This is a genomic window from Streptomyces sp. NPDC031554 (assembly GCF_055580685.1).
Genome location: NZ_JBVIKX010000002.1, coordinates 254,485 through 278,569, shown reverse-complemented (window position 1 = coordinate 278,569; position 24,085 = coordinate 254,485). Strand labels below are relative to the sequence as shown.

Below are 24,085 nucleotides of genomic sequence, written 5' to 3'. Positions count from 1 at the left end.
CGATGGCCGCCACCCCCGAGAACCCCGCCGCCTCAGCGCCCCGCCGCAAGGTGAGCCGTCACCGCGGCGAGGGTCAGTGGGCCGCGGGGCACTTCACCCCGCTCAACGGCAACGAGCAGTTCAAGAAGGACGACGACGGTCTCAATGTGCGGACACGCATTGAGACGATCTACTCCAAGCGCGGCTTCGACTCGATCGACCCCAGCGACCTGCGCGGGCGGATGCGCTGGTGGGGGCTCTACACCCAGCGCAAGCCCGGGATCGACGGCGGCAAGACCGCGATCCTGGAGCCGGAGGAGCTGGACGACGAGTTCTTCATGCTGCGGGTCCGCATCGACGGCGGCCGGCTCACCACCGAGCAGCTGCGGGTGATCGGCGAGATCTCGCAGGAGTTCGCGCGCGGCACCGCGGACATCACCGACCGGCAGAACGTGCAGTACCACTGGATCCGCATCGAGGACGTGCCGGAGATCTGGAACCGCCTGGAGGCGGTCGGCCTGTCCACCACCGAGGCCTGCGGTGACACGCCCCGCACCATCCTCGGCTCGCCCGTCGCCGGCATCGCCGAGGACGAGATCATCGACGGCACCCCGGCCGTCGAGGAGATGCACCGCCGCATCGTCGGCAACCCGGCCTTCTCGAACCTGCCCCGCAAGTTCAAGACCGCGGTCTCCGGTTCGCCGCTGCTGGACGTGGCGCACGAGATCAACGACGTCGCCTTCGTCGGCGTCGAACACCCCGAGCACGGCCCCGGCTTCGACGTGTGGGTCGGCGGCGGCCTGTCCACCAACCCCAAGCTGGGGGTGCGGCTCGGCGCCTGGGTGCCGCTGGACGAGGTCGCGGACGTGCACGAGGGCGTCGTCTCCATCTTCCGCGACTACGGCTACCGGCGGCTGCGCAACCGCGCCCGGCTGAAGTTCCTGGTCGCCGACTGGGGTCCGGAGAAGTTCCGCCAGGTCCTGGAGGACGAGTACCTCGAGCGCAGGCTCGTCGACGGACCCGCCCCCGCCGAGCCCGTCGGCCGCTGGCGCGACCACGTCGGCGTGCACCGCCAGAAGGACGGCCGTTTCTACGTCGGTTTCGCACCGCGCGTGGGCCGCGTGGACGGCGCCACCCTGACGAAGATCGCGGAGCTGGCCGAGGCGCACGGCTCGGGCCGGGTCCGGACCACCGTCGAACAGAAGATGATCATCCTCGACGTCACGGAGGACCGGGTCGAGTCGCTGGTCGAGGCCCTCGGGGCGCTGGACCTGACCGCCAAGCCCTCCCCGTTCCGGCGCGGCACGATGGCCTGCACCGGCATCGAGTACTGCAAGCTCGCCATCGTCGAGACCAAGCAGCGCGGCTCCAGCCTGATCGACGAACTCGAGCGCCGCCTGCCGGAGTTCGACGAACCGATCACCATCAACCTCAACGGCTGCCCGAACGCCTGCGCCCGCATCCAGGTCGCGGACATCGGTCTCAAGGGCCAGCTGGTCCTCGACGAGGCGGGCGAGCAGGTCGAGGGCTTCCAGGTGCACCTGGGCGGAGCGCTCGGTCTCGAAGCCGGTTTCGGCCGCAAGGTCCGCGGCCTGAAGGTCACCTCGGCCGAACTGCCCGACTACGTCGAGCGGGTGCTCAAGCGGTTCCAGGCGGAGCGCGAGGACGGCGAGCGGTTCGCCGCGTGGGCCGCGCGGGCCGGCGAGGAGGCCCTGTCGTGAGCGAGCGTGCCGCCCCCTTCCACTGCCCCTACTGCGGCGACGAGGACCTGCGTCCCAACGAGCAGGGCCACGGCGCCTGGGAATGCGCCGCGTGCAACCGCGCATTCCAGCTGAAGTTCCTCGGGCTGCTCGCCCGGGGGGTTCGGCGTACCGACGACGGAGGGGAGGCGATATGACGGCGACTCGGCAAGCGCGTACCGCACGGGAGTTGAGGTCGCTCGCCGAGCAGGCGGGCCGCGACCTGGAGGACGCCTCCGCGCTGGAGATCCTCCAGTGGGCCGTGGACACCTTCGGCAAGGAGTTCTGCGTGACCTCGTCCATGGAGGACGCGGTGGTGGCCCATCTGGCCTCCCGCGTGCTCAAGGGCGTGGACGTGGTCTTCCTCGACACCGGCTACCACTTCCCCGAGACCATCGGCACCCGGGACGCGGTCGAGGCCGTGATGGACGTCGACGTCATCACCCTCACCCCGCGGCAGACGGTCGCCGAGCAGGACGCCGAGTACGGGCCGAGGCTGCACGACCGCGACCCCGACCTGTGCTGCGCGCTCCGCAAGGTGCGGCCCCTGGAAGAGGGTCTGAAGGGCTACCGGGCCTGGGCGACCGGGCTGCGCCGCGACGAGTCCGCGACCCGGGCGGACACGCCGGTCGTCGGCTGGGACGAGAAGCGGCAGAAGGTCAAGGTCTCCCCGATCGCCCGCTGGACCCAGGACGACGTGGACTCCTACGTCGCCGAGCACGGCGTGCTGACCAACCCCCTGCTGATGGACGGCTACACCTCCGTCGGCTGCGCCCCCTGCACCCGCCGGGTCCTGGCGGGCGAGGACGCGCGGGCCGGCCGCTGGGCGGGCCGCGCGAAGACCGAGTGCGGGCTGCACGGATGACGGGCGCAGAGGCGATCCACACGACTCCCACGGCTCCTGTCGCCCCTGTGGTGACGGGAGCGACCACCGCGACCCAGGAGAATCACGTGACGACCGGAGCCACCGTCTGGCTCACGGGTCTGCCGAGTGCCGGCAAGACCACCATCGCGTACGAGCTGGCCGCCCGGCTGCGCGAGGAGGGCCACCGCGTCGAGGTGCTCGACGGCGACGAGATCCGCGAGTTCATCTCCGCGGGCCTCGGCTTCAGCCGCGAGGACCGGCACACCAACGTGCAGCGCATCGGGTTCCTCGCCGAACTCCTCGCCCGCAACGGTGTGAAGGCCCTGGTGCCGGTGATCGCGCCGTACACGGACAGCCGTGAGGCGGTGCGTAAGCGTCACGAGGAGGGCGCGACGGCGTACCTGGAGGTGCACGTGGCGACCCCGGTCGAGGTGTGCAGCGAGCGGGACGTGAAGGGCCTGTACGCCAAGCAGGCGGCGGGCGAGCTGAAGGGCCTCACCGGGGTGGACGACCCCTACGAGATCCCCGAGCGGCCCGATCTGCGGATCGAGTCCCAGAACCAGACCGTCAAGGAGTCCGCGGCGTCGGTGTACGCCCTGCTCAGCGAGAGGGGACTGGTGTGACGACCGTCGCACGGACCGAGGAGGGCACGGACGCTCCGTACGCCCTCAGCCACCTGGACTCCCTGGAGTCGGAGGCGGTGCACATCTTCCGCGAGGTGGCGGGCGAGTTCGAGAACCCGGTGATCCTCTTCTCCGGCGGCAAGGACTCCATCGTCATGCTGCACCTGGCGCTCAAGGCGTTCACGCCGGCGCCTGTGCCCTTCACGCTGCTGCACGTGGACACCGGGCACAACTTCCCCGAGGTCCTCGACTACCGCGACCGCACCGTCGCCCGCCACGGGCTGCGCCTGCACGTCGCCTCCGTGCAGGACTACATCGACCGCGGCATCCTCAAGGAACGGCCCGACGGCACCCGCAACCCGCTGCAGACACTGCCCCTGACCGAGAAGATCCAGGCCGAGCGGTTCGACGCCGTCTTCGGCGGCGGGCGCCGCGACGAGGAGAAGGCCCGCGCCAAGGAGCGGGTGTTCTCCCTGCGCGACGAGTTCTCCCAGTGGGACCCGCGCCGCCAGCGCCCCGAGCTGTGGAACCTGTACAACGGCCGGCACGCCCCCGGCGAGCACGTCCGCGTCTTCCCGCTGTCCAACTGGACCGAGCTGGACGTGTGGCAGTACATCGCCCGCGAGGGCATCGAACTGCCCGGGATCTACTTCGCCCACGAACGCGAGGTGTTCCGGCGGGCCGGCATGTGGCTGACGGCCGGCGAGTGGGGCGGCCCGAAGGAGAGCGAGACCGTCGAGAAGCGCCTCGTGCGCTACCGCACCGTCGGTGACATGTCCTGCACCGGCGCCGTCGACTCCGACGCGCTGACGCTGGAGCAGGTCATCACGGAGATCGCCGCGTCCCGGCTCACCGAGCGCGGTGCCACCCGTGCCGACGACAAGATGTCCGAGGCCGCGATGGAAGACCGCAAGCGCGAGGGGTACTTCTAAAGATGACCACGATCACGACCGAGGAACTCGCGGCCACCACCCTGCTGCGGTTCGCCACCGCCGGCTCCGTCGACGACGGCAAGTCCACCCTCGTCGGACGGCTGCTGCACGACTCCAAGTCGGTCCTGACCGACCAGCTGGAGGCCGTGGAGCGTGCCTCGGCGAGCCGCGGCCAGGAGGCTCCCGACCTGGCGCTGCTCACCGACGGCCTGCGCGCCGAACGCGAGCAGGGCATCACCATCGACGTCGCCTACCGCTACTTCGCCACCCCCCGGCGCCGGTTCATCCTCGCCGACACCCCCGGCCACGTGCAGTACACCCGCAACATGGTGACGGGTGCCTCCACCGCCGAACTGACGGTCGTCCTCGTCGACGCCCGCAACGGCGTCGTCGAGCAGACCCGCCGCCACGCCGCGATCGCCGCCCTGCTGCGCGTCCCGCACGTCGTCCTCGCCGTCAACAAGATGGACCTCGTCGGGTACGAGGAGTCCGTCTTCGCGGCGATCGCCGAGGAGTTCACGGCGTACGCGAGCGAGCTGGGTGTCCCCGAGGTCACCGCGATCCCGATCTCCGCGCTCGCCGGGGACAACGTCGTGGAGCCGTCGGCGACCATGGACTGGTACGGCGGCCCGACCTTCCTGGAGCACCTGGAGACGGTCCCGGTCAGCCACGACCTGGCGCACTGTCACGCGCGGCTGCCCGTGCAGTACGTGATCCGCCCGCAGACCCCCGAGCACCGCGACTACCGGGGGTACGCCGGTCAGATCGCCGCCGGCACGTTCCGGGTGGGCGAGCAGGTCACGGTGCTGCCGTCCGGCCGTTCCACGCGGATCGCGGGCATCGACCTGCTCGGCACCCCGGTCGACGTGGCCTGGACGACGCAGTCGGTGACCGTCCTGCTGGAGGACGACCTCGACGTCTCGCGCGGCGACCTGATCGTGCCGAGCAAGGACGCCCCGCCCACCACGCAGGACGTCGAGGCGACCGTCTGCCACGTCGCCGACCAGCCGCTGACCGTCGGCCACCGGGTGCTCCTCAAGCACGGCACCCGCACCGTCAAGGCGATCGTCAAGGACATCCCGTCCCGTCTCACGCTCGACGACCTGTCCCTGCACCCGCACCCGGGGCAGCTCGTCGCCAACGACATCGGACGGGTGAAGATCCGCACCGCCGAGCCGCTGCCGGTGGACTCCTACGCCGACTCCCGGCGCACCGGCTCCTTCATCCTCATCGACCCCAGCGACGGCACCACGCTCACCGCCGGCATGGTCGGCGAGTCGTTCGCCTCCCCCGAGCCCGTCAAGGACCCGGCCGAGGACGACGGATGGGACTTCTGACGTGAACTCCACCGACTACTACTCCACGTTCGCGAAGGAGGGCGGCCGCATCGGCAGCGGCGCCCTCGGCAGCGGACAGGGCGGGGTGGCGCGATGTGTGCGCTGACGTACGCGCACTGCCTGCGCGCCCACACCCCCCACCGCCGTAGACGAAGACCTGCCGACCTCCCGGCCACGACCTGAGAGACCGTGACCGCCGGGCCAACGAGAGGAAGACCTCCCGTGCCTGCCAACCTCCCCCTTTCCCGGCTGCGTTCGAACGGGGGCGCCTCCGGCCGCCTCCTGCGCCGCGGCCTCGCCACCGTCGCGGCCCTGCCCCTCCTCACCCTCGCCGCCTGCGGTTACGGCTCCGAGGCCAAGGACGAACCGGCCGAGCAGAAGGTCGCCGCCGGATCGGAGAAGATCGACGGTCTGGACACCGTCAAGATCGGTTACTTCGGCAACCTCACCCACGCCACCGCCCTCGTCGGCGTGAACAAGGGGTACTTCCAGAAGGCGCTCGGCGCCACGAAGGCGTCGTACCAGATCTTCAACGCCGGCCCGTCCGAGATCGAGGCGCTCAACTCCGGCTCGATCGACATCGGCTGGATCGGCCCCTCCCCGGCGATCAACGGCTACACCAAGTCCGCGGGCAAGAACCTGCGCATCGTGGGCGGTTCGGCCTCCGGCGGGGTGAAGCTGGTGGTCGACCCCGACAAGATCACGTCGGTCGCGGACGTCAAGGGCAAGAAGATCGCCACCCCCCAGCTCGGCAACACCCAGGACGTGGCGCTGCTGAACTGGATCGCCGAGCAGGGCTGGAAGGTCGACGCGCAGAGCGGCAAGGGCGACGTGTCGGTGATCCGCACCGACAACAAGGTCACCCCCGACGCCTACAAGTCAGGCTCCATCGACGGCGCCTGGGTCCCCGAGCCGACCGCCTCCAAGCTGGTCGCCGAGGGCGCCAAGGTACTCCTGGACGAATCCGACCTGTGGCCCGACAAGAAGTTCGTCATCACGAACATCATCGTGTCGCAGAAGTTCCTCACCGCACACCCCCAGGCCGTCGAAGCGGTCCTGAAGGCATCGGTCGACATCAACAAGTACATCAACGCCCACCCGGACGAGGCGAAGGCGGCGGCGAACGCGCAGCTGAAGGTGGACTCCGGCAAGGAACTGCCCGCGAAGGTGCTGGACCCGGCGTGGGAGTCCATCCAGTTCACCGACGACCCGCTGGCGGCCACGCTCAACAGCGAGGCCCAGCACGCGGTCAAGGCCGGTCTGCTGGAGGACCCGCTGCTCAAGGGCATCTACGACCTCGCGCCCCTGAACAAGGTCCTTCAGGCCGCGGGTGAGCCCACCGTCGACGACGCCGGTCTCGGCGCCGAGTAACCCCGCAACCACGAGAGTTCCCAGGAGGTGACGACCATGGCAACCACCCTCGCCAGGGCCGCCGACGGCACCCAGTCGCCGGCCCTCGCCGCCCGCATCGAGCACGTCTCGAAGTCCTTCACCGGGCCCGCCGGGCCGCAGCTCGTCCTGGACGACATCACCCTCGATGTCGCACCCGGCGAGTTCGTCACCCTCCTGGGGGCCTCCGGCTGCGGCAAGTCGACGCTGCTGAACCTGGTGGCGGGGCTCGACGCCCCGACCACCGGAGACATCAGCACCGACGGCCGGCCCGCCCTGATGTTCCAGGAACACGCCCTCTTCCCGTGGCTCACCGCGGGCAGGAACATCGAACTCGCCCTGAAACTGGGGGGCGTTCCCAAGAACGACCGCCGCGACCGGGCCGAGGAACTGCTCGAGCTGGTCCGGCTGAAGGGCTCGTACGGCAAGCGGGTGCACGAGCTGTCCGGCGGTATGCGCCAGCGGGTGGCGCTGGCGCGGGCGCTGGCCCAGGACGCGCGGCTGCTGCTGATGGACGAGCCGTTCGCGGCGCTCGACGCGATCACGCGGGACGTGCTGCACGACGAACTCACGCGGATCTGGGCGGAGACGGGCCTTTCGATCCTCTTCGTCACGCACAACGTGCGCGAAGCGGTACGCCTCGCGCAGCGCGTCGTGCTGCTGTCCTCCCGGCCGGGCCGGGTGGCGCGCGAGTGGACGGTCGGCATTCCGCAGCCGCGCCGCATCGAGGACGCTCCCGTCGCCGAGCTGTCCCTGGAGATCACCGAAGTCCTGCGTGGGGAGATCCGCCGACATGGCCAGCACTGAGACCAGCGACCCGACGGCGAAGGCCCCGGTCCGCGACAACGGCATCGCGGGAGTGGAGGCGGGCCTCGACGCCCTCGAGACCCCGGCGACCGCCGGTACGTCCTTCCGGCAGACCCTCGTCAACAAGATCCTGCCGCCGGTCATCGCGATCGCGGTGGTGCTGGTGGTCTGGCAGGCGCTGATCACCTTCCACATCGTCGACGACCCCGCGAAACTGCCGTCCCCCTCCGCCGTCGGCACCGAGTTCCGCAACGCCTGGCTGGAGGGCAAGCTCCTGGAGTACATCTGGACCAGCGTCTCGCGCGGCCTGCTCGGCTTCCTCCTCGCCCTCGCCATCGGCACCCCCCTCGGCCTGCTGGTGGCGCGGGTGAAGTTCGTGCGCGCCGCGATCGGCCCGGTCCTGTCCGGCCTGCAGTCCCTGCCCTCGGTGGCCTGGGTACCCCCGGCGGTGATCTGGCTCGGCCTGGACAACTCCATGATGTACGCCGTGATCCTCCTCGGCGCCGTCCCCTCCATCGCCAACGGCCTGGTCTCCGGCATCGACCAGGTACCCCCCCTGTTCCTGCGCGCCGGCCGCACCATGGGCGCCACCGGCCTGAAGGGCGCCTGGCACATCGTGCTCCCCGCCTCCCTGCCCGGCTACCTCAGCGGCCTCAAACAGGGCTGGGCCTTCTCCTGGCGCTCCCTGATGGCCGCCGAGATCATCGCCTCCTCACCCGACCTCGGCATCGGCCTGGGCGCCCTGCTGGAGAACGGCCGCAACGCCAGCTCCATGGCCATGGTCTTCGAAGCGATCATCCTCATCCTCTTCGTCGGCATCGCCATCGACCTCCTCATCTTCAGCCCCCTGGAACGACGCGTCCTGCGCGGACGCGGACTGCTGATGAAGGGCTGACCCTCGTGCACAGGCAACCGGTCCTCCTCGTCATCGCCCACGGCAGCCGCGATCCGCGGCATGCGGCGACCGTCCACGCCCTGGTGCGGCGGGTGCGGTCGCTGCGGCCCGGGCTGCGGGTGGAGACCGGTTTCCTGGACTTCAACGTCCCTTCCGTGCAAGGGGTGCTGGAGTCGCTGGCGGCGGAGGGCGTGCGCGACGTGGTGGCGCTCCCGCTGCTGCTGACGCGCGCGTTCCACGCCAAGGCGGACATCCCGGCCGTCCTGCGGGACGCTCCGCGCCGGCTGCGGATCCACCAGGCGGAGGTGCTCGGCCCTTCCCCGCTGCTGGTCTCCGCCCTGGAACGGCGGCTCCACGAGGCGGGGCTGACGCCCGCCGACAGGTCCTCGACCGGGGTCGTGCTGGCCTCGGCGGGGTCCACGGACCCGGAGGCGATCGCGGTGATCGCCGACATCGCGCGGGAGTGGTGGCACACCGGTTGGTGCGCCGTGCGACCCGCGTTCGCCTCCGCTTCACTGCCGCGCACCGAGGACGCGGTGCGCGAACTGCGCGAACTGGGCTGCTCCACGGTGGCCGTCGCCCCGTACGTCCTGGCCCCCGGCTTCCTCCCCGACCGCATCGCCCGGGGCGCGGCGGGGGCCGACGTCCTCGCCGCGGTGCTGGGCCCGGCCCCCGAGGTGGCCCGCCTCCTGCTGGAGCGGTACGACGCGGCCCGCGCGCCGATGCCGGCGGCGCTCGGGGCCTGAAGGGCCTGAGGCGCCTGCCGACGCGCGGAGACGCGGGCGGGCACGGACCGTCAGCCGGTCGGCCGGTGGCCGGGGTGGCCGGTGGTCAGTGGCCGGTGGCCGGTGGCCGGTGGTCAGTGGTCAGTGGTCAGTGGTCGGTCACGCGAAGGACAGGCCTCCCGTCCTGGTCCGCTTGAGCTCGAAGAAGTCGGGTTCGGCCGCCAGCACGCGGAAGGCGTCGAAGAGCCCGGCCGCCCGCTCCCCGCGCGGGACGGCGCGCAGCACGGGCCCGAACCACACCGTCCCCTCCACGTGGACCGTCGGTGTGCCGACGTAACCGCCGGACTCCGGTTCGGCCCCCGCCGCGTGGGCGCGGCGGACGGCGTCGTCGTACGACGGGTCGTGGGCGGCCCCGGCCAGGTCCGCGGGCAGGCCCAGTTCGGCGAGGGCGCCGGCGATCACGGCGTCGAAGTCCTCGGTCCCCTGGCCGTGGATGCGGGTGCCGAGCGCGGTGTAGAGGTCCCGCAGGACCGCGTCGCCGTGCCGCTCGGCCGCCGCGACGGCGACCCGGACCGGGCCGATCGACCTGTCGACGAGCGCGCGGTACCCGTCGGGCAGTGTGTTGCCCTCGTTGTGCAGGTACAGGCTCATGACCCGGAACCGGAGGTCGAGCGGGCGGTGCCGCTCGACCTCCAGCAGCCAGCGGGAGGTGATCCAGGCGAACGGGCAGGCGGGGTCGAACCAGAGGTCGACGCGGATGCGGGCGGGAGCGGGCGTGTGGGTCATGCCGGTGACGGTAGTGCGGCATCGGACCCTTGCCACGGCCCAATCGGGGGCTTGTTCAGTGGTCCACCCGGGTGCCCTGCCGCGGGTCCCGTCCGCTCGCCGCCAGCGCCCGTTCGAAGGGCGGCGCGTCGTCCGGCACCGGCACCGGGTCGGCGAAGCCGTCGTACCGGCGGTAGAGGTCGCCGTGGCGTTCGACGACGTCGAGGACCAGGCGGGCGGCGCCCTGCGAGACGTGGAACTCCTGACCGGTGGAGACGGCCACGTCCCAGCCGTGCACCGCCGTCTCCTTGACGATCATGGCGGCCAGCTCGCCGGCGGGCAGGGCGGCGCCGCCCAGGTCGACCTCGCCCTCCCAGACCGCCGGGTCCGCCCAGGCTTCGACCGCGCGGTCGAGCTGATCGGCGTAGGCGTCGGGCCAGCCGGGGTCGGCGGTGAAGTCGCGGGCGACCAGTTCCGCGGGGAGCTCCCGGCGCAGGGCGCGGTGCTCCAGGCCGTGGGAGGTGTAGAGGACCCAGTGGTTGACCAGGGCGCGCAGGTCCCAGTCGGGGCAGTGGGTGGGTGCGGTGAGGCGGGCCGCGGGGACACCGCGCGCGACGCGCGCCGCCTCGGTGGCACACTCGGACAGGTACCGGTGCGTCTCGTCGTACGTCATGCCCCTCACGCTAGGGACGGGGCGCGGGGTTCTCTTGAACAAACGCGACAGGCTTCAGGGCCGGGTCATCTCGACCAGCTTGGCCACGGTGTTCCAGTTGCGGGTGGTCGCGATCAGCCCCTTGGTGATGCGGGGCCGGGAGAGCTGCTCGGCGAGCCGGGAGCGGCCGAGGCCCTCGGGGGCGTACAGGTACAGGGCGCGGTCGCCGAGGCGGAACTCCTCCGGGAGGAAGGCGGCCCGGTCGATCCCCGCGAAGCGGTCGGCGCCGGCGGCGGCGGAGAAGTACGTGACGTGGAGCTGTCTGGCCTGAAGGTCGGCGGCCGGGAAGGGACAGCCGTCGACGACCGCCTTCAGGTAGGCGTGGTCGCGCACGATCACGTCGACGGCGAAGCCGAACCGCTCCTCGACCGCCCGCGCCAGCTCCCGCGCGAGGCCGTCCTCGTCGCCGTGGCCGGCGGAGAAGACGGCCTGGCCGCTCTGCAGGTACGTACGGACGTCGCCGTGGCCGAGTTCCTCGACCAGCGTCCGCAGGTCCGCCATCGGGACCTTCCTGCCGCCGCCCACGTTGATGCCGCGCAGCAGGGCGGCGTACGTCGTCGTCATCCGGACAGGTTAGGGCCTCTCCTTCGGATCGGGCCGGATCGGGCCGGATCAGGGAGCGGGGTCCGGTGCCCTGCCTCGCGAGGCGGAGGAGGAAGTCGGGGCGGAGCCCCGGCGACCGACGACGACGCGGCGGGGTGCGGTGCCGGGGCCCGCGAGCCCGGTCTGATCCGAAGGAGAGGCCCCAGGCGGCCTTCGTGCCCCGTGGGGGTGGGCACGAAGGCCGGCCGGCCCGGTCCGCGGAACGGGGCCGGGCAGAACTTTCGCCGATCGACCGGGGGCGGGGCAACCGCTTCACGCACCTGTGACCTGTTCGACAAGGTCGCGCAATCCGGTACGGGGACGGGCCCGCGCGCCGGAGGGCACGGCGGACCCTGATCATCGTCCCCGAGACCCGGCGATAGATGTAGGGGGCCGCTGTCCTCCCCAGCGGTGAGACGGCGGGGTCCGAGGGGAGGAGCCGGGCGGCCGGCACCTCGTCGAACAGCACGACGAGATGGCTTTATGCGTCCCCTACCTTCGAAGGGAGAGGTGGCGGCAGGGGGCTGCCACCGCACCTCGAGGGGGAAAGCCCGTCATGGGGAACGGAGATTCACGGGTGCGGGGCATCGCCGCGCGGGCCGGCGGCTGGAGCGCCCGGCACCGCTGGACGGCCGTCGGGATCTGGGTGCTGTTCGTGTTCCTGGCCATGGCGCTGGGCTCGGTGGCCGGCCGGGTCGACGTCAAGGACAGCGACCAGCTCAAGGGGGAGACGCACACCGCCGCCAAGATCATCGAGGACGCCGGGATCGAGGAGCCCGCGAGCGAGACGGTCCTCGTCCAGGCCCGGGACGCCGGGCTGAAGTCCACCGACGCCGAGTTCCGCGCGGCCGTCGAGGCGGTCGTCACGGCCGTCGAGGGCACCGGCGAGGTCACCGAGGTCACCTCGCCGTACGACTCGCGGACGATCTCGAAGGACGGCCGCAGCGCGCTGGTGCAGTTCGACGTGCGCGGCGACTCCGACACCGCCGGCGAGCGGATCGAGCCGGTCCTGAAGGCCGTCGAGGGCGTGCAGAAGGACCACGGGGCGCTGCGGATCGAGGAGATCGGCGGCGCCAGCATGATGAAGACGTTCGACGACGCGTTCGGCGACGACTTCCAGAAGGCCGAGTACTCCGCGGTGCCGGTGGCCCTCGGCATCCTGCTCATCGCGTTCGGCGCCCTGGTGGCCGCCCTGCTCCCGGTGCTGCTCGCGGTCACCGCGATCATGGCGACGATGGGCCTGATGGGCGTCGTCAGCCACGTCATGCCGATGAGCGACACCGCCAACTCCGTGATGCTGCTGGTCGGTCTGGCCGTCGGCGTCGACTACTGCCTGTTCTACCTGCGCCGTGAGCGCGAGGAGCGCGAGGCGGGCCGGGACGCGCAGACCGCGCTGCGGATCGCCGCCGCGACCAGTGGCCGGGCGATCATCGTCTCCGGCGTCACCGTGTGCGTGGCGATGGCGGGCATGCTGTTCACCGGACTCGCCGAGTTCGAGGCGATGGGTCTGGCCTCGCTGATGGTGGTGGCCGTGGCGATGGTCGGCTCCGTGACCGTGCTGCCCGCGCTCCTGTCGCTGCTGGGCGAGCGGGTCGAGAAGGGCCGCATCCCCTTCCTGCGGCGCCGCGCCCGCAACCGCAAGGGCGGTGGCGAGAGCCGGTTCTGGTCGGCCGTCCTCAAGGGCGTCCTCGCCCGGCCCCTGGTCTCCGTGGTCGTCGCGGCCGGCGCGCTGCTGGCCGTCGCGGCCCCCGCGCTCGGCATGAAGACCCAGAACCTCACCCTGGACCAGGAGTTCGGCGACTCGCTGCCCGTCGTGGGCACCTACAACCGGGTCAACGAGGCCTTCCCCGGCGGCTCCGACCCGGCCGAGGTGGTCGTCCACGCGAAGGACATCAACGCACCCGAGGTGAAGTCGGCGCTCGCCGACTTCCGCGAGCGGGCGATCAGTTCGGGCGCCTCCCGCGGCCCCGTCGAGATCAAGCTGCACGACGCGCAGAACATCGCCTTCGTATACGTCCCGCTGGTCGGCGGATCCGACCTGGACAAGGCGGGCGTGAGCCTGGACAAGCTGCGCGACGACGTACGGCCCGCGACGCTCGGGAAGGTGGAGGGCCTCCAGGCGCCGATCACCGGTCAGGTGGCCGGGTCCAAGGACTTCAACGACCAGCTGGCCGGAGCCGTCATCCCGGTGTTCGCGTTCGTCGTCGTCTTCGCCTTCGCCCTGATGCTGCTCTCGTTCCGTTCGCTGACGATCGCGATCACCTCGATCGTGCTCAACCTGCTCTCCGTGGGCGCCGCCTACGGCATCCTCGTGGGGGTCTTCCAGCACGGCTGGGGCGCGTCCCTGGTGGGCGCGGAGGGTGTCGGCGCCATCGTCACCTGGCTGCCGCTGTTCCTCTTCGTGATCCTGTTCGGCCTGTCGATGGACTACCACGTGTTCGTGGTCTCGCGGATCCGCGAAGCGCGGCTGCGGGGCCGGACCACGCGGGAGGCCATCACCCACGGTGTCGTCACCACGGCCGGGGTCGTCACCAGCGCCGCCGTCATCATGGTCGCCGTCTTCGCGATCTTCGGCACGCTGTCCATGCAGTCCATGAAGCAGATGGGCGTGGGCCTGGCCGCCGCGGTCCTGATCGACGCGACGGTGATCCGGGGCGTGCTGCTCCCGGCGGTGATGGCGCTGCTCGGCGAGCGCAACTGGTACCTGCCGACCTGGCTGCACCGGCTGCCCGACCTGACGCACGACGAGTCGGCCGAGGCCGTCGGAGGTGTCGGGCCGACGACCAGGGACGACGAGGGCGAGCCGGTACGGGTGTGACCCGCTGACCCACCGACCCGCACGCCTCCGGACGCCCGGAGCCCTGGACGCCCGGAGCCCTGGATCTCCGGAACCAGGGCTCCGGGGCTCTTCCGGACCGAGGGCCCGCCGACCACCGGGGAGTCGGCGGGCCCTCACCCGTGTCCGCCGGGGCGCGAAGGCGCGGAGGCGCGGAGGCGGCTACCGGGCGCGCAGCGCGGCCTCGACGAGGTCGGCCGCCCGCCGGGTGCCGCCCTCCTCGGCCATGCCGGCCCGGATCCCCTCCAGGCGCCGGGCCACCTCGGGGTCGTCGACCAGGGCCAGGGCGGCGGCACGCAGCGTTTCGGCGGTGGCCTCCTCGGCGGGGACGTGACGGGCCACCCCGAGCGCCTGGAGCACGTCCGCGTTGCCGAACTGGTCCGCGGCCTGCGGTACGGCGATCATCGGCGTCGCCGTAGCCATCCCCTCCTGGCTGCCCCCGGCGCCGGCGTGGGTGACGAACAGGTCGGCCTGTCGCAGCACGGCCAACTGCGGCACCCAGGAACGCACGTCGACGTTCGCGGGGACCTCGCCCAGCTCGGCGGGGTCGACGTGCCTGCCGATCTGGAGCACGACGTGCCAGCCGGGCAGGCCGACGAAGGCCTCGACGCAGGCGCGGTAGAAGTCCGGCCGCTTGGTGAAGGCGGAGCCCAGGGAGACGAGCACGACCTTCTCCGCGCCGGACGGCCGGGCCCAGTCGCCCTCCGCACCGCGGTCGCCCTGGCAGGCGCCGACGAAGGTGTACACGCTCTCGTCGACCCGGTCGGCGTTCGGCTGGAGCGCCTTCGGGATGAGCACCAGGGAGCGGGCGGGCCGGCCGGTGAAGTCGTCGGGGTGGGCGGTGATCCCGTTCTCCTCCAGCCAGGCGTGGAAGCGGGCGTAGTAGGCCTGTCCGCGTGCGGTCCTCCTGGGCTCGGCCCACATCGGCTCGGCGACCTCCTGCTCGTAGCCCTCCCAGGCGACGAGGGTCGGCGACAGGGAGATCGCGGGCACGCCCCAGCGGTGGGCGAGGACGCGGGCCGGGTAGGAGGCGATGTCGTGCAGGACGAGGTCGGGCTCGTCGCCCTCGTACGCCCCGGCCAGCTGGGGCAGTGCCTGGACGGCGTCGGCGAGGAAGGGCTCCACGTGGTCGAGGAGGGTGGAACCCCAGGCCGACGGGTCGGCGTCGGGCGAGGGCAGGGTGGAGTGCCAGGGCTTCACCTCGGCGCCGGTCGCGGCGACCTTGTCGGCGAGGGCGGGCGGGACGGCGTAGGTGACCCGGTGCCCGCGTGCGACGAGTTCGCGGATCACCTCCAGGCTGGGGTTCACATGGCCGTGGGCGGCGATGGAGAACATGGCGATGTGCGCGGGTGCGGTCATGTGATCGACGGTAGACGAGACGAGACGTCTCGTGCAACGCAATAAGACGCGACGCCGGTTCCGGCAGATCCGGCAGATCCGGCAGATCCGGCAGCGGGTCACCCTTCCCCGCGTCACGGGGAACAGGTGGGCGGGGGCCTCGCGGGCGGCACGGTCGCGTCCGGCGGCGGCACGGCATCCGGCCCGCGAGCGCCGTCCGCCGTCGTACCGGTACCCCCGTCGTACCGGTAGCCCCGTCGCGCCCGGTAGTCCCGTCGTACCGGCAGCCCCGTCGCGCCCGGTGGCGCGGCACCCGGTCGGCGAGGGCGGTGCCGGCGGTCCGGTCGCGCCCCGTGGCCCAGCGCCCGCTCCGCGAGTGCCGTCGCGCCGGCGACCCCCGTCACACCCGGTGGCGCGGCACCCGGTCCGCGACGGCCTCGCCGGTGGACGGCGTCCGGTCGGTGAGCACCGGCGGCCCGGTCACGCCCCGTGGACGGCGTCCGATCCGCGGACGCCCTCGTGCCGGCGGGCGGCGTCCGGTGGCGTGGGGCTGTGCGGGGCGGGCCCCGCTGCGGCCGGGCGGCAGGGGTGCCCCGTCGGGGTACTGCGCACAGGGTCCGACCTGTGCGAATGCGAGACTGTGCGCCGGACGGCCGGTTCCCGGCGCCGTCCCGGCAGGAGCAGACGGTCACGGCAGGGAGGCGGACGATGGACGAGGCGCGCGCGAGGGACGTACTGGCCGCGGCGGGGCTGCCGGCCGGAGAGGCGCGGCTGCTCGCCCTGGGCGAGAACGCGGTGTTCGTCACCGGTGACCTGGTGGTGAAGGTCGGCCGGGACACCGAGCTGCTGGCGCGGGCCCGGCGCGAGCTGGAGGTCGCGGCCTGGCTGGCGGACGCGGGCGTCCCCGCGGTGCGGGCGGCCGGGGCGGAGCCCCTGCTGGTCGAGGGACACCCGGTGACGGTGTGGCACCGGCTGCCGGACCCCCTGCGGCCCGCCGAGCCCCGGGACCTGGCCGGACTCCTGCGCCTCGTGCACGCGCTGCCCTCCCCCTCCTTCGCGCTGCCGCCGCGCGACCTGCTGGCCGGTGTGGAGCGCTGGCTGCGGCTGGCCGGCGACGCGGTCGACCCGGCGGACGCGGCCTACCTGCGCGAGCGGCGGGACGGCTTCGCGACGGCCGCCGCCGCGCTCGCACCGCAGCTGCCGCCCGGCCCGATCCACGGCGACGCGCTCCCCCGCAACGTGCACGTCGGCCCGGACGGGCCGGTCCTGGTCGATCTGGAGACCTTCTCCACCGACCTGCGCGAGCACGATCTGGTCGTCCTGGCCCTCTCCCGCGACCGCTACGGCCTGCCCGCCGAGGCCTACGACTCCTTCACCGCCGCCTACGGCTGGGACGTGCGGGAGTGGGAGGGCTGTGCGGTGCTGCGGGGCGCCCGGGAGACGGCGAGCTGCGCCTGGGTGGCCCAGCACGCGCCGGCCAACCCCAAGGCGCTGGCCGAGTTCCGGCGCCGGGTGGCGTCGCTGCGGGACGGGGACGAGTCGGTGCGCTGGTACCCCTTCTGAGCCGCGCCCGGACGTCCCGGGTGCGCCTCCTCGCCCGGGCAGGATCCGGTACGCCTCCTCGCCCGGCAGACCCCGGTACACCGGACACGGCCGTCCCCGGTGCCGTCCGGCGCCCGCCCGGTGCCGTCCGGCGGCCGTGGGCCGGGATCAGGCGGTGCGGCTGTCCACCGGCTCCCGCACCGGCCAGACCCCGTCGATGACGGCGTCCGCGTCGCCCTTGCGGCGCAGGAAGTCCTGGAAGTCCGCCGCCCAGGCCGCGTACCACTCGATCTGGCGGCGGTGCAGCTCCGCCGGGCCGAGGGCGGCGACCTCGGGGTGGCGCTCGGCTATCGCGCGGGCCAGGCGGGCGGCGGCGAGGGCGTCGGCGCGGGCGTCGTGCGCCGCGTCGAGGGTGACGTCGTACTCGGCGCAGACCGCTTCGAGGTTGCGCTTGCCGCGGCGGTAGCGGTCGACCCGGCGGTCGACGGTGTAGGGGTCGACGACCGGGGCGGGGTCGAGGCCGCCCAGGCGGTCGCGCAGGGAGGGCAGGCCGTGTCTGCGCAGTTCGGCGGAGAGCAGGGTCAGGTCGAAGGCCGCGTTGTAGGCGACGACGGGGACGCCGGCGCGCCAGTGGGAGGTGAGGACGCCGGCGATGGCGTCCGCGACCTCGGCGGCCGGGCGGCCCTCGGAGTTCGCCCGTTCATTGCTGATGCCGTGGACCGCCACCGCCTCCGCCGGGATCTCCACGCCCGGGTCGGCCAGCCATTCCCGGGCCTCGACGACCTGCCCGTCCCTGACCTCGATCACGGCGCCCGTGACGATGCGCGCCTCGCGCGGGTCGGTCCCCGTCGTCTCCAGGTCGAAGCCGATGAGCAGCTCGCGGTGCCAGGCCATGACGGCCCCCCTTCTCGGTGGTGCTTTCCCCCAGTGGTCTCCACCTTCGCACGCGCCACTGACAACCAGAGGAGCGCGTTCCGCTTATCGGCGGAACATCACGGACAAGTGCCGCGGAATTCCGGCCGGCGGCCGGAACAATTGCCGCAGACCTCCGCGAACGGTCAGGACACCGGCCGCGAGTCCGCCCAGGCCAGCTCGAACTCCTCCCGGTAGGCGGAGAAGAGTCCGCCCTCGTCGGCCTCGCCCGACCTGACCACCCGGCTGCCGTTGCGCAGCACCAGCACCGGCGCCTCCATGCCGCGCATGCGCCGCAGGTAGGACTGGACGACCGCGACCCCGTCGGTGCCGTCGCCGTCGACCAGGTAGGCGGTGAAGCGGGGCGTCTCGTCGTAGACCTGGATCTGGAAGGCCCCGGGGTCGCGCAGCCGGGAGCGGACCCGGCGCATGTGCAGGATGTTCATCTCCACGGACCGGCTCAGTTCGCCCCGTTTCATGCCGAGTTCGCGCTCACGGCGCTTCACCGCGCTGGAGGCCGGGTTGAGGAACAGCAGCCGCGCCCGGGCGCCCGCCTCGGCCAGCCGGACGAGGCGCCGGCCGGAGAAGTTCTGCACGAGCAGGTTGAGGCCGATGCCGATCGCGTCGAGCCGGCGGGCCCCGTCGAAGATGTCCTCGGCGGGGAACCGGCGCAGCAGCCGCACCCGGTCGGAGTGGACGGCGACCACGTCCGCGTACCGGTCGCCGACGAGGTCCTCGACGGCGTCCACGGGCAGCCGGCGTGCGGAGGGGACGTCGCCGCCGGTGCCGAGCATCTCCAGCAGGCGCGCGGAGGCGCGTTCGGCCTGGCCCAGCACGGCCTCGGACAGCGCCCGGTTGCGGGAGACGACGTTGCGGGTCACCTCCAGCTCGTCCAGGGCGAGTTCGACGTCCCGGCGGTCGTCGAAGTACGGCTCGAAGCAGGGCCAGTGCTGCACCATCAGTTCGCGCAGCTGCGGCAGGGTGAGGAAGGAGATGACGTTGTCGTCGGCCGGGTCGAGCAAGTAGCCCTTGCGGCGGCTGACTTCACGGACGGCGACGGCGCGCTGCACCCACTCCTGGCCCGCGGGGCCGGCCGCGGCGACCACCCATTCGTCGCCGTGGACGGGTTCGTAGACGGGCCGCAGCACGGCGGCCACCACGGCGCGCAGCCGCTGTTCGACGAGGTTCAGCCAGATGTAGGCCCGGCCGGCCCGTCGGGCGCGGGTGCGCACCTCGCGCCAGGCATCGGTGTCCCAGTCCAGCTCCGGTCCGATGGCGCCCTCCATCGGCCGGGCCAGGGACACCGTGCCGGTCGGGACCTCTGTGGAGCCCCCCTCGTGACCATCGTCACCAGGGGGCAGCTCCAGCCCTCCCGAGCCCACCCGCGCACCGCCTTCCGCTCCCCCGAGCATCCCCGTCCCAACGATCAAGGAAGGGTACTCCGGTAGCGGTCGGCGGTGCAGCCGGATGGGCAGGGTCGTTTCTCAACTTCCGGCGCGCGGGCGGCCGTTCTCACCGGTGAGGGCGGGCGGAGTGAGCGGGCTCATAGCGGTGACGTCCCTGGGGGCGATGGAGAATCCCTGCCAGTGCACCGGCATGGGCTGCTGGTCCTCATCCCGCGCGACGTGGTGGAAGCCGACGTTCACCCAGGCCACGGGGTGGGTGAGGGCCTGCCCGTTGACCCACTTGTCGACGGTCGTGGGATGTCCGGAAGGACACAGTCGGACGTTGTTGTTGGCGTACCGCTCACACTTGTCGTACTGCGTGAAGTAGACGTCGTGCCGGGTGAAGGCGCGGCCCGGGTACTTGCTGCTGACGCCGGGGACGATCTCGTACGACCGCGGGTGGCCGTCCTTGTTCTTGCCGGTGGTGCTGACCACGCGCCACCAGCGCATGTTCTTGGCGTCGCCCGCGAGTTCCTTGGTGACGGCGGTGCGGGTGGTCTTGTTGGTGGGGGCCTGGGCGCCGCCGGCGGGCGGCTTGACCACCGAGTCGTACTGCTCGACCTTGTTCTTCGATCCGTCGAGGCCGAAGTCGAGCCGCCAGAACACGTTGTGGTTGTGGCTGGTGGCGTAGGACCTGGCGCCCTTGCCTATCGGCCAGCCGCGGCCGTCGCCCGCGTCGTAGTCGAAGGGCGAGAGGCTGCCGGTGGCGCCGACGTTCATGGAGACGGTGCCGTCGTCGGAGAAGCGCCACTCGGTGATGTACTCGTACCAGCTCACCTTGTTGACGGTGTAGACGAGCAGGTCCTTGCCCTGCGCCTGGTAGACCTTCCCGGAGTCGGTCTGCATCCGGTAGGCGTGGCCGCGGGCCCGCGTGGTGGTGCACAGGCCCTTCACGTTGGGGTTCTGGGAGTTGTAGGCGTCGGGGACCTTCACCGTCTTGATGGTGCCGCCGGGGCACTCGGCGGGGCTCATGTTGACCAGGCCCGAGCCGAAGTTGTAGTCGGTGATGTCGTTGTACTCGTTGGAGCCGTCGTCGTACGGCACGTGGATCTGGGCGAGTTTGGCGCTGTTGAGGACCCGGATCGGGCGGGTCTCGCCGCGCGGCTGGTAGGAGATCTTCTCCAGGACGAGCCCGGACTTGGACTCGAAGCGCCAGCACATGCTCCAGGTCGTGCCGCCCGAGAGCTTCTGCTGGATGCGGTAGGCGGCGCTGCAGTCGGCGGCGGCCGCGGGGGCGGCCTTCGGCCGGGCGGCGGCCGGGGCGGTGCCGGTCGCGGACACTCCGGCGGCCAGTGCGGCCACGGACAGACCGAGGGCCGCGGTCCTGCGGGCGCGGCCGGCCAGGGGCGGCCGGTGACCGCCGTTCGGGTGATTCAGGCGCATGCGGACATGACTCCCTGTACGTCACCCTCCCGGGGGCGTGAAGCGGGCCCGCGCGGGAGGTGTGGTCGGAAAACGGACGGAAGGGGGCGCTCAGCGGGTGAGCGCGGCCACCTTGCGGGTGCTGAGGTCGATCACCAGGGACCGGGTGTCGATCCAGGGGCCGTTCTTCACCTTCAGCAGCAGCCGGGCGCAGCGATGGATCCCGCACCGGTCGAAGGCGGCGGGCTGGGCGCCCGGCACCGCGCGGTACACCATGCTGGAGAGCTGCAGCTGCTCCGGTGAGGTGAGCTTCCTGCCGGTGGCGTCCCGGTAGTCGGCGCGCAGGCCCGCGCCGAGCGGGTCGGCGATCAGCAGCGCGGCCGCCTCGGTGTTCTCGGCGCGGCTGAGCGGCGGCTGGACGCCCCGCCCGCTGTCGGTGGCCTCGACCTTGCCGGTGTCCAGGTTGACGGTCCTGGTGACGAGCGTGTCGTCCTCGTAGTCGTAGAACGTCACCTCGGCGCGGCGGGGCGCCGAGGGGTCGTCGATCTCGTCCGCCTCGGGTTCGGCGAGGTCCACGCCGAGGTGCTGCGGGCCGCGGCCGCCGTCGACGTCCCGGCTCGCGTCGAGCAGCTGCCGGTTGAGCGCGATGCGCTCGACGCGGGCGATCTCGTCGTCGGTCAGCGGGTCGCGCCCGGTGCCGCGCTCGCCCTCGGCGGGCGCCTGCTCGACGACCCCGGGCGCCACCGCCGCGGATCCGCCCTGCTGTCCGGCGCCGCCCTGCTGTCCGGCACCGTCCTGCACGGTGCCCTGTCCGCCGGCCGCCGCCCGGCCGGCCGATCCCCCTCCGGTTCCTTCCGCCCCCGCCGTGCCCGGCAGGGTGATCGCGATCATCGCTGCTGTCGCGGCCACCGCGACGGCCGCGCCTGCCACCACCTTGCCCAGGTGGCGGCGCACTGTCGTGCGCACATCTTCCCCCTACTCCCCCTGTGCCCCGGGAGTACGTTGTAGGCCCCACTGGTTCGGCGTACGCCGAATGGGGCGTATGCACTGGTCGCCCGGTAAGAGGGACGTAAGTCACAGGTGGTTCCCCGACTTTCCTGGAGACTCGGTACGAAGGCGGTCCCGGCGGAGCAGCACACCTGGAAGAGTCGTGTCCATGCAGGTCTGGCCTGGAGAGGCATATCCCCTCGGCGCCACGTACGACGGCGCCGGTACGAACTTCGCGGTCTTCACGGAGGCCGCGGACCGAGTAGAGCTGTGTCTGCTGCACGACGACGGCTCGGAGACGGCGGTGGAACTTCGCGAGAGCGACGCCTTCGTCCGGCACGCGTACGTGCCGGGCATCATGCCGGGGCAGCGCTACGGCTTCCGGATGCACGGGCCGTACGCGCCCGAGCGCGGGGCGCGCTGCAACTCGGCGAAACTGCTGCTCGACCCGTACGCGAAGGCGATCAGCGGTTCGGTGCGGTGGGGCGAGGAGGTGTACGGCTACCACTTCGGGGCCCCCGACCGGCGCAACGACCTCGACTCGGCGCCCCACACGATGACGTCGGTGGTGGTCAACCCCTACTTCGACTGGGGCGACGACCGGCGCCCCCGCACGGAGTATCACCACACGGTGATCTACGAGGCGCACGTCAAGGGCCTCACGATGCTCCATCCGGGGCTGCCGGAGGAGCTGCGCGGCACCTACGCCGCCCTGGCGCACCCGGCGATCATCGAGCACCTCACCGAGCTGGGCGTCACGGCGCTGGAACTGATGCCCGTGCACCAGTTCGTCAACGACCACCGCCTGGTCGACATGGGCCTCAACAACTACTGGGGCTACAACACGATCGGCTTCTTCGCCCCGCACAACGCGTACGCCTCCTGGGGCGACCGGGGGCAGCAGGTCCTGGAGTTCAAGTCGGCGGTGCGGGCGCTGCACGAGGCGGGCATCGAGGTGATCCTCGACGTGGTCTACAACCACACCGCCGAGGGCAACCACCTGGGCCCGACGCTGTCCTTCCGGGGCATCGACAACGCGCAGTACTACCGGCTGGCGGACGACCCGCGGTACTACATGGACACCACGGGGACCGGGAACTCCCTGCTCATGCGGTCCCCGCACGTGCTCCAGCTGATCATGGACTCGCTGCGGTACTGGGTCCTGGAGATGCACGTGGACGGGTTCCGCTTCGACCTCGCGGCGACCCTGGCGCGCCAGTTCCACGAGGTGGACCGGCTGTCGTCGTTCTTCGACCTGGTGCAGCAGGACCCGGTCGTCTCCCAGGTGAAGCTGATCGCCGAGCCGTGGGACGTGGGCGAGGGCGGCTACCAGGTGGGGAACTTCCCGCCGCTGTGGACCGAGTGGAACGGCAAGTACCGCGACACCGTGCGGGACGTGTGGCGGGGCGAGCAGCGCACGCTCGCCGAGTTCGCCTCCCGGCTGACCGGCTCCTCCGACCTGTACCAGGACGACGGGCGCCGGCCGCTGGCCTCGATCAACTTCGTGACCTGCCACGACGGGTTCACGCTGCACGACCTGGTGTCGTACAACGACAAGCACAACGAGGCCAACGGCGAGGACAACCGGGACGGCGAGAGCCACAACCGGTCCTGGAACTGCGGCGTCGAGGGCGACACCGACGATCCGGACGTGCTGGAGCTGCGGTCCCGGCAGATGCGGAACTTCATGGCGACGCTGATGCTGTCGCAGGGCGTGCCCATGATCAGTCACGGCGACGAGGTGACGCGCACCCAGCGCGGCAACAACAACGCCTACTGCCAGGACAGCGAGCTGTCGTGGGTGGAGTGGCCCGACCCCGAGGGGGAGGGCGACGAGATGCTCGACTTCACGCGGGCGATCGTGCGGCTGCGCAAGGAGCACCCCGTGTTCCGCCGCCGCCGCTTCTTCCACGGGCGGCCCGTGGAGGGGACGCACGACGACCTGTCGGACATCGCGTGGTTCACCCCGCAGGGCAAGGAGATGGCCCAGCGGGACTGGAACTCCGCGCAGGCCTCGACGCTGACGGTGTTCCTCAACGGCAACGCGATCTCCGAGCCGGGCTCGCGCGGGGAACGGATCACCGACGACTCCTTCCTGCTGATGTTCAACGCCTCCCCGAAGACCCTGGAGTTCGTGGTGCCGGTCGACCACGGCCGGCAGTGGCAGGTGGTCGTGGACACGGCGAACCCGGAGTCCGTGCGGGGAGAGGCACCCGTGAAGGTCTCGGCGGGTGACCGGCTCACCCTGGTCGACCGGAGCATGACCGTCCTGCAGCGGCCCGCGTAGGCCGGGGTCGGGAGCCGGGGCCCGGC

The 24,085-nt window shown here is 72.1% G+C and carries 20 protein-coding genes and 1 pseudogene; 13 read left to right on the top strand and 8 right to left on the bottom strand.

Annotated elements, in window-relative coordinates; translation table 11 throughout:
- The first annotated feature begins 2 nt into the window (after positions 1 to 2).
- The 10 genes from ACZ5FU_RS06655 to ACZ5FU_RS06610 all read left to right on the top strand — a co-directional run bounded on the left by ACZ5FU_RS06655 (position 3) and on the right by ACZ5FU_RS06610 (position 9,312).
- Entirely contained in the window at positions 3 to 1,700 is a 1,698-nt protein-coding gene (locus ACZ5FU_RS06655; protein ID WP_451529818.1) for a nitrite/sulfite reductase, read from the top strand.
- On the top strand, positions 1,697 to 1,876 hold the full coding sequence (locus ACZ5FU_RS06650) for a hypothetical protein (RefSeq protein ID WP_451529817.1): 180 nt from the start codon (positions 1,697 to 1,699) through the stop codon (positions 1,874 to 1,876). The genes ACZ5FU_RS06655 and ACZ5FU_RS06650 overlap by 4 nt, the downstream gene beginning before the upstream one ends.
- The gene (locus ACZ5FU_RS06645; RefSeq protein ID WP_451529816.1) at positions 1,873 to 2,583 is read left to right on the top strand and encodes a phosphoadenylyl-sulfate reductase; all 711 of its coding nucleotides are present in this window, start codon (positions 1,873 to 1,875) and stop codon (positions 2,581 to 2,583) included. The genes ACZ5FU_RS06650 and ACZ5FU_RS06645 overlap by 4 nt, the downstream gene beginning before the upstream one ends.
- A gap of 86 nt (positions 2,584 to 2,669) precedes the next feature.
- Positions 2,670 to 3,206: an adenylyl-sulfate kinase gene (gene cysC / locus ACZ5FU_RS06640; protein WP_451529815.1), complete on the top strand. Its 537-nt coding sequence runs from the start codon at positions 2,670 to 2,672 to the stop codon at positions 3,204 to 3,206.
- Complete coding sequence (cysD, locus tag ACZ5FU_RS06635) at positions 3,203 to 4,138, top strand: sulfate adenylyltransferase subunit CysD (protein ID WP_468645035.1); 936 nt, start codon at positions 3,203 to 3,205, stop codon at positions 4,136 to 4,138. The genes cysC and cysD overlap by 4 nt, the downstream gene beginning before the upstream one ends.
- 2 nt (positions 4,139 to 4,140) lie before the next feature.
- Positions 4,141 to 5,475: a sulfate adenylyltransferase subunit 1 gene (locus tag ACZ5FU_RS06630; RefSeq protein ID WP_468645033.1), complete on the top strand. Its 1,335-nt coding sequence runs from the start codon at positions 4,141 to 4,143 to the stop codon at positions 5,473 to 5,475.
- 222 nt (positions 5,476 to 5,697) lie between these two features.
- The gene (locus ACZ5FU_RS06625) at positions 5,698 to 6,846 is read left to right on the top strand and encodes an aliphatic sulfonate ABC transporter substrate-binding protein (protein WP_469044918.1); all 1,149 of its coding nucleotides are present in this window, start codon (positions 5,698 to 5,700) and stop codon (positions 6,844 to 6,846) included.
- A 36-nt stretch (positions 6,847 to 6,882) separates the two neighbouring features.
- Entirely contained in the window at positions 6,883 to 7,671 is a 789-nt protein-coding gene (locus ACZ5FU_RS06620) for an ABC transporter ATP-binding protein (RefSeq protein WP_468647095.1), read from the top strand.
- The gene (locus ACZ5FU_RS06615; RefSeq protein WP_469044916.1) at positions 7,658 to 8,566 is read left to right on the top strand and encodes an ABC transporter permease; all 909 of its coding nucleotides are present in this window, start codon (positions 7,658 to 7,660) and stop codon (positions 8,564 to 8,566) included. The genes ACZ5FU_RS06620 and ACZ5FU_RS06615 overlap by 14 nt, the downstream gene beginning before the upstream one ends.
- Positions 8,567 to 8,571: 5 nt before the next feature.
- A complete protein-coding gene (locus ACZ5FU_RS06610) occupies positions 8,572 to 9,312 on the top strand; it encodes a sirohydrochlorin chelatase (RefSeq protein ID WP_451781799.1) in 741 nt (246 codons plus the stop codon).
- A 138-nt stretch (positions 9,313 to 9,450) separates the two neighbouring features.
- On the opposite strand, the gene ACZ5FU_RS06605 is transcribed toward ACZ5FU_RS06610, so the two are convergent.
- The 3 genes from ACZ5FU_RS06605 to ACZ5FU_RS06595 are packed head-to-tail and all read right to left on the bottom strand — an operon-like array spanning position 9,451 to position 11,332.
- Positions 9,451 to 10,077, bottom strand: a complete 627-nt coding sequence (locus tag ACZ5FU_RS06605; protein WP_451526938.1) for a mycothiol-dependent nitroreductase Rv2466c family protein — start codon at positions 10,075 to 10,077, stop codon at positions 9,451 to 9,453.
- Between the two features lie 55 nt (positions 10,078 to 10,132).
- On the bottom strand, positions 10,133 to 10,729 hold the full coding sequence (locus ACZ5FU_RS06600) for a TIGR03086 family metal-binding protein (RefSeq protein ID WP_451526937.1): 597 nt from the start codon (positions 10,727 to 10,729) through the stop codon (positions 10,133 to 10,135).
- Between the two features lie 54 nt (positions 10,730 to 10,783).
- Positions 10,784 to 11,332 carry a DUF1697 domain-containing protein gene (locus ACZ5FU_RS06595; RefSeq protein ID WP_451526936.1) on the bottom strand — a complete coding sequence of 183 codons (549 nt, stop codon included), beginning with the start codon at positions 11,330 to 11,332 and terminating at the stop codon, positions 10,784 to 10,786.
- Between the two features lie 574 nt (positions 11,333 to 11,906).
- Between ACZ5FU_RS06595 and ACZ5FU_RS06590 the strand changes: the two genes are divergently transcribed.
- Positions 11,907 to 14,168, top strand: a complete 2,262-nt coding sequence (locus ACZ5FU_RS06590; RefSeq protein ID WP_468646541.1) for an MMPL family transporter — start codon at positions 11,907 to 11,909, stop codon at positions 14,166 to 14,168.
- A 180-nt stretch (positions 14,169 to 14,348) separates the two neighbouring features.
- Here ACZ5FU_RS06590 and mgt read toward each other — a convergent pair.
- Positions 14,349 to 15,588: pseudogene (gene mgt / locus ACZ5FU_RS06585) on the bottom strand (macrolide-inactivating glycosyltransferase).
- Between the two features lie 644 nt (positions 15,589 to 16,232).
- Here mgt and ACZ5FU_RS06580 point away from each other — a divergent pair.
- Positions 16,233 to 17,087 carry a phosphotransferase enzyme family protein gene (locus ACZ5FU_RS06580; RefSeq protein ID WP_451526934.1) on the top strand — a complete coding sequence of 285 codons (855 nt, stop codon included), beginning with the start codon at positions 16,233 to 16,235 and terminating at the stop codon, positions 17,085 to 17,087.
- A 147-nt stretch (positions 17,088 to 17,234) separates the two neighbouring features.
- Here ACZ5FU_RS06580 and ACZ5FU_RS06575 read toward each other — a convergent pair whose 3' ends face one another.
- From ACZ5FU_RS06575 to ACZ5FU_RS06560, 4 genes are all read right to left on the bottom strand, one after another.
- Positions 17,235 to 17,960 (bottom strand): exonuclease domain-containing protein, encoded by a 726-nt coding sequence (locus ACZ5FU_RS06575; RefSeq protein ID WP_468646540.1) that lies wholly within the window; start codon positions 17,958 to 17,960, stop codon positions 17,235 to 17,237.
- A gap of 164 nt (positions 17,961 to 18,124) precedes the next feature.
- Positions 18,125 to 19,390, bottom strand: coding sequence for an SAV2148 family HEPN domain-containing protein (locus ACZ5FU_RS06570; RefSeq protein WP_451526943.1), 1,266 nt, complete (start codon positions 19,388 to 19,390; stop codon positions 18,125 to 18,127).
- Positions 19,391 to 19,462: 72 nt separating this feature from the next.
- On the bottom strand, positions 19,463 to 20,806 hold the full coding sequence (locus tag ACZ5FU_RS06565; RefSeq protein WP_451526932.1) for a copper amine oxidase: 1,344 nt from the start codon (positions 20,804 to 20,806) through the stop codon (positions 19,463 to 19,465).
- Between the two features lie 90 nt (positions 20,807 to 20,896).
- On the bottom strand, positions 20,897 to 21,751 hold the full coding sequence (locus ACZ5FU_RS06560) for a Tat pathway signal sequence domain protein (RefSeq protein ID WP_451526931.1): 855 nt from the start codon (positions 21,749 to 21,751) through the stop codon (positions 20,897 to 20,899).
- 190 nt (positions 21,752 to 21,941) lie between these two features.
- On the opposite strand from ACZ5FU_RS06560, the gene glgX reads away from it, so the two are divergent.
- On the top strand, positions 21,942 to 24,059 hold the full coding sequence (glgX, locus tag ACZ5FU_RS06555) for a glycogen debranching protein GlgX (protein ID WP_451526930.1): 2,118 nt from the start codon (positions 21,942 to 21,944) through the stop codon (positions 24,057 to 24,059).
- Positions 24,060 to 24,085 lie beyond the last annotated feature (26 nt).